This window comes from Pseudoalteromonas sp. DL2-H2.2 (genome assembly GCF_021532535.1).
Taxonomy (GTDB): Bacteria; Pseudomonadota; Gammaproteobacteria; order Enterobacterales; family Alteromonadaceae; genus Pseudoalteromonas; species Pseudoalteromonas rubra_A.
On sequence record NZ_JAKGBD010000035.1, the window covers coordinates 1 to 1,247 of the forward strand.

At 43.0% G+C, this 1,247-nt stretch carries 1 pseudogene; it reads right to left on the reverse strand.

The features are described from left to right. Positions 1-378 precede the first annotated feature (378 nt). Positions 379-1,077 (reverse strand): annotated as a pseudogene (locus tag L1285_RS23475) (IS110 family transposase); the annotation flags it as partial. Between the last annotated feature and the right edge of the window lie 170 nt (positions 1,078-1,247).

Genomic DNA, 1,247 nt, shown 5'->3' on the forward strand with positions numbered 1-1,247 from the left:
GAGATATTAGTTACTATTTAATGAACTACTACAACTGGCAAAGGCCGCATAGTAACAACGAAATGCTTGCGCCAGCAGTTGCGGAAGAAAAACTTTATTTACTGTCCGGGATTAGTTGACCACAACATAATTTCTTAACTCGAATTAGAGTGAGTTAATGCATAGGATGAAGCAAGTAATTTCGTCGGTTTTCTTGCTGGTATTCGTTGGTTACTCATTTTCATGAGCAGAGCAGACCTTACTTAACTCGACGTGGCACTTGTTTTCAGTCTATGTTCGTGGTTCAATGCTGCGTTAGCTGCATTGCCATCCTAACGCCGTCGGTGGTTGTGCCACACACGATGCTTGACCCAATACATTAACTCTAATTCGTTCATTTTAAGCTGGTACTCTGGATAATCTTAATTTGGGATTTACCGGTGAGAGCACAACCTGTTTTGCGATTGCCCAGATATAAGCAATCATTTCACGGGCAATAGCGGTGACAACGAGGTTGTAATGCTTGCCTTTATTTATAAGCTTTTTATAACGTTTACAGAGCCTTAATTGTGCTTTCCATGCAATATCAATAAGTTGCTTTGGTAAGCCTTCTTGTCGTTTTTGTAACTCAGTCGATATGTTGGCTGCATGACGGTAACTATGAGCACCTTCGACTAATAAGCGCCTTGCACGACCATTGCCACATTTAGTAATTGCGCCAATATGCCTTTTACCACCACTCGAGTGTTCACTCGGAACGAGCCCAAGATAACTCATGAGTTTTCGCGGATGGTCGAAGCGGGTTAAATCACCAAGCTCAGCGACAATACCAGCGGCCACGAGTAAGCGAACGCCGCGCATAGCTTGGATTGCTTTAACTACAGGGAAGTAACGCCATTGATAAACATGATGAGAGAGCTCATTGTCGAGTCGCTCCAATCGTGCAGTTCGCTCGTTTATGGTTTGAATAAACTCTTGTAAAACGATTTGTTGCGCAGGATGTGGCAATACCAGTTCTGTGAGCCAACGTAAGTGTTTGAGAGACCAGTTTGCTGTGCCAGCATAGTTAATGTTGTTGCGAAGAAGCATTGCTTTTAGCGGGGATCAGAGACACCCACCCCAAACTGGCGTACAGTGTATGGCTATGTTCTAAATTGAAGTGCACCACTATAGTTCAAGTTAGCTATTTTGGAGGTGCAAAATGGGTCAAAAATACTGTCATTTGAGTCATCAAGAGCGGAAGCTTATTTTTAATTGGTCTCACTATC